General features: G+C 51.1%; 4 protein-coding genes. All 4 read right to left on the bottom strand.

Going from position 1 to position 4,229, the window contains the following annotated elements; translation table 11 throughout:
• Positions 1-1,600, bottom strand: a 1,600-nt coding sequence (locus QZ310_RS13560) for an N-6 DNA methylase (RefSeq protein WP_297073809.1), incomplete at its 3' end; no start/stop codon positions are given.
• On the bottom strand, positions 1,590-2,036 hold the full coding sequence (locus tag QZ310_RS13555) for a DUF1896 family protein (protein WP_107033318.1): 447 nt from the start codon (positions 2,034-2,036) through the stop codon (positions 1,590-1,592). The genes QZ310_RS13555 and QZ310_RS13560, both read right to left, overlap by 11 nt.
• Before the next feature lie 231 nt (positions 2,037-2,267).
• Positions 2,268-3,347 (bottom strand): hypothetical protein, encoded by a 1,080-nt coding sequence (locus QZ310_RS13550; RefSeq protein ID WP_107033317.1) that lies wholly within the window; start codon positions 3,345-3,347, stop codon positions 2,268-2,270.
• Between the two features lie 101 nt (positions 3,348-3,448).
• Entirely contained in the window at positions 3,449-4,069 is a 621-nt protein-coding gene (locus tag QZ310_RS13545; RefSeq protein ID WP_297073805.1) for a DUF3945 domain-containing protein, read from the bottom strand.
• Positions 4,070-4,229: the final 160 nt, after the last annotated feature.

The following is a 4,229-nucleotide window of genomic DNA, read 5'->3' as shown; positions in this document are numbered from 1 at the left end:
GTTCAACAGGAGCGGGAGCCGGCTTTGGCTCAACCGTCGGTGGGGGCGTGATAATCTCCGTTGGCTTGTATTCCTCCTTTTGTTTCTGCTTCGGATCTTCAAGCTGTTCGCAGATAGCCACACGTTGCCCGGCTCTTACGAGCTTGGGGAGATAGGTGTCGAGGGCATGATGCGGGAAACCGGCAAGTTCGATGCTGACGGCTTTGCCGTTGCGTCGTCGGGTCAGTGTTATTTTCAGTATCTCCGACGCTTTCACGGCATCTTCGCCTATCATCTCATAGAAGTCGCCCACACGGAATATCAATATCGCGTCCGGGTGTCGTTTCTTCATCTCCTTGTATTGCGTCATCAGCGGAGTCTCAGCGACTTTAGCGACTTTGGGCTTGGGCGCAGGTGTAGGTGTTACAGGGTCTGGCGTGGGCGGTTTTATGCCGTGGTTGTTATATAATTCAAGGTCCAGACGCAGACGCAAAGAATCTTCCAAAGCATCGCGCAAATCTCTTGCTATACCATAGACACCGCCCTCATGTTTGTAGATGATAGCCGGTTTGCCGTATGGGTCAGTGCCGATTTTCGCTTCGGTGCAAATGACATTCTGCGGATATGCTGCAAAATATTTGTTGGTCGGTGCTTTTGTATCACGGTCAACGATTGACTGGATGAAAAATTCCTCATCAGCCGACATTCCTTTTTTACCAGTATGCTTTTGCAGGATAATCAAGTCAGAGCCTGTATCTGTTCCGGCGTTATCGGAGAAAGTATTGTTTGGCAATCGTACCGCTCCCACAAGGTCAGAGCGTTTCATCAACTCTATGCGCACGAAGGGGCTGACGGCGTTCATCACACCCTGCGATGTGATAAAAGCCACAATACCACCCTCGTGCACAGAGTCCAGTGCTTTGAGAAAGAAATAATTGTGGATAGCCTTTGTTGACTGACGGTAGGCAATCTCCTTGCTTGTGGCATATCGAGGGTCAGCGACCGCAAAGTCGCCGAAAGGAATATTTGATGCAGCAACATCAAAATAACCCTCAAAATCAGGGTCAATCCGTTCAAAACCTTTTATTTCGGTGGAGATAGACGGATGCAGGGCAGATAGAATTTTACCCGTCAGCAAGTCCTTCTCAAAGACGAGTGTTTCAGCACCGGGATAATTCTCATTTTTCAGAAAGGAGTCTATGAAAGCACCTTGCCCGGCAGACGGTTCAAGGAACTTTTTAATCTTCACACCTCTTTCACGCAATGAAGTGGCAAGCGCATCAATGACAGGCTCAGGAGTATAGAAAGCCGTCAGCACGGACGCTTTCAGAGAGTCCATGTATCCGGCAAACTCCCGGTCGTCCTTTGAATAGTCGTGAATAAGACGGTGCAGTTCAACCGTAGGCGCAAACAGCTCAATGTCGCTCTTGCTCCACTTGGCGGCATCGGCAAGTTCGTTGGCATCCTGCAATATACATTTCAGCCCTCCGAACCCGGCATACTTGCGCAGTATCTCCCTTTCAAGCGCATTTTCCGCGTTGCGATGTTCAACATCAAGGCGCAGGGCAAGCCTTATCGCCTCAATGTTGTCGCGCATGGTCTGGAGCCGGTTATAACTCATATCCGTCAAGTATTTCGGATATTTCTCCCAGCAGTTCGGTCAGCATCGGCTGGTGTGTTTCGCGGTCAAGGAAATCGCCGTTGACCTCATAGCGGTCAAGAATGTCATGCACGCTTTTCTTTGTGAGCAGATGCACGGCGAAATCGGGCCAGTATTCTTCAGGCAGCCGTGTCCACAGGCTTTCCTCTATGACGCTGTAAACAATGTCATAGCGGGACACATACAGTCCGGCAAGGAGTGTGCGCATAGCCATTTCCTGTGCCATAACCGGGTCATGACCTTCAAGGCGCAGGGTTACAAACGTGTCGTATGCCTCGTCAACACGGGCATCTACAAATTTCTTATTGGTGTACTGGGGAAAATAATGGTCACGCAGATGACCCAGAAGATAGACGCGGTAGCCGTCCATCTCCCGTAATTCAACATTTTGTTTCATCGGGTTCTTGGAATAGTGGTTTGCCGGCGTCCTATGTGTCTTTCAATGGGATATAAGAAAAGGACACCGGGTATCCCTCCCGATGTCCAACCACTAAATCCAAGTCATAAATTTGAAACAAAAACATTATGACGTTGAATTGAGTGCAAAGTTAACAAATAAATCGGAATCGGGCGGGATAAATGGTGTTAATTTGTGTATGGATCAAGCGGTTCAGGGCTTGTGTGTCGGTTATGCGAAAGCGTCAATCACGCTTTTAACAATAAGGTTGTAGAGTTTTTCCTCGTCGCGGCTGAGGTCGGTGGGGTGTAGCCCGGTGGTTACAATACCGAAGCCGTTGTAGATACATTCTCCATCGCGGAAGTTGCGGAAGTTGTGGCGGCGCGGCATACGGATCCGTCTGGCCTCCTTGCCCCACTTGCTGTTGTAGCGAAGATTTTTCTTGTTTCGGAGCATCAGTTTCCACACGCCGAAAGGAATGGTGTTCTGCACCGTGAACGGATAGGATATAAGTTTCTTCGCGTACAGTGTGTAGGCGGTCTGCATGGTCTTCATGTGGTCGAAGTCCAGCTCAACCGCGGCTTTAAGGAGCATCAGCGGCATATTGAGAAGCGGCTGGCAGTCGGTTATGCGCATGGCATTTTTGTCCATCGTGAGGATAGTGCCGACTTCGGGCGGTTCAACACCGATTCTTTCGGCATCGGCGGTTGACACTTCCACGGGCATTTCCTCCATGATGCAGGCGCCTTTGAGTTCCACATTTTCTTTCGACTTCTCCACCAGACGGTTGTAGATCTCATTGTCGAGCCATTCCTCGTATTCCCTGCGGTTCTGCGGCCCGTGGATTACTCCGTGACGGATTGCCCCCTTTGTGAGAATGGGGAGCCATGCCCTGCGCACTGCCACCGGAACGGCGATGAAATAGTAGAGGTTGAGAAAGTCGAAATCGCCGTATTTCTCTGGTGACATTGCGTTGACGACCGTGTGGCTCATTCCCCAGAGAGCCTTGATTGTGGCGAGCTGTTTCCTGTCCTGCTCGGTTTTCTTGTAGCCAACCAGCTCATCATAGTCGCGCATGGCGAACTTGAAGTTGTGGGCATACACCTGTCGGCTGTTCATTGTCGTGGAGAGCACGAAATTCTCTGACGGGGAGAAGGTCGCCTCTATGACCCCGCCGTTTGTCCATGTCACGGCGTAGCCGTTGCCGAGGTAGTAGCCTTCGTGTTTTTCGTTTGCGCCGATTGCTCTGGCGATGGTGTCAGCCGTGAGTTCATGGTCGGTCACGACTGTTATAAGATTTTTCTGTTTCATATTTATGAATTTTATCGGGTGGATAATTTTGGAGATAGTGGTTTTGCGGCAACAACATCGGGAGTTCCGGACCTCCCTGATGTCATTTCAGCGGATTTTGGTTACAGCTTCGGGCCTTTGGGCTTGCGCTGCTGTTTCGCCTGATTCTCGTCTTTCGGCGCGGTCTGGTATTTCTGGAGCGGTTCGGCAACATGCTTGGTCGCCTCATTCGTCAGTCCGTCATTGTTGACCGCCTTCTGAGTCTTTGACTCTTCAGCGACCTTGACGCGGGGATCGTTGAGTGATGTAGTCGGACGTTGCTTTTCAGGATTGAACTGGAGATAGACGGTGCATTTCTGCCCCTGCTTGTCAACCATGTTTGTCATTTCGACAACCTTGCCGGCAGTGTAGTCAGCCTGCTGTTGCGGCGTCATAGGAACGCCAGCCCATTTTGTGATGGGCTTGATGTTGCCGTCCTTTGTCAGCCACGAGGACTGTTGCTGACCCTGACTGTTTCCCTGCTGCTGGCTCTGCTCCTGTCGTCGCACGCCGCCGGGTACAAACTCGACGCCCTTGCGGTCGGCCGACACTTGCAACACCACATTGTAGGTCTTGCCGTTCTTGTCGGTAATCTGTTTAGGCGGGAGGGCTTTACCCTTCTTCAGTTCGCTTATTTCAGCCATAGTCAGCTTTGTCTGCCCGATGGTGTCCTTGATGAACACGGCCTTTACGGGCACCGACACAATCGTACAACCGTCCGCGATAGCAGGTAAGCCATAAAAAGAAAGCCGTCCAGATTTTGGGCGGCTATTTTTGTGAGGGTTTCCAGCGGTCGGGAAGCAGGGTCGCGGTATTTTTCGATCGGGGTGTTTGGCGGCCATGCGGCACATCGGTCGATTATGT

Origin of the sequence: uncultured Duncaniella sp. (genome assembly GCF_910577345.1) — a bacterium.
Classification (GTDB): domain Bacteria; phylum Bacteroidota; class Bacteroidia; order Bacteroidales; family Muribaculaceae; genus Duncaniella.
The sequence above is the reverse complement of the archived record's forward strand: the minus strand, read 5'-3'. Positions and strand labels throughout refer to the sequence as shown.

What these genes read in the sequence shown, in the direction of transcription:
- QZ310_RS13555 (WP_107033318.1), bottom strand. Translation starts at nt 2,036, where the DNA reads ATGAAACAAAATGTTGAATTACGGGAGATGGACGGCTACCGCGTCTAT.
- QZ310_RS13550 (WP_107033317.1), bottom strand. Translation starts at nt 3,347, where the DNA reads ATGAAACAGAAAAATCTTATAACAGTCGTGACCGACCATGAACTCACG.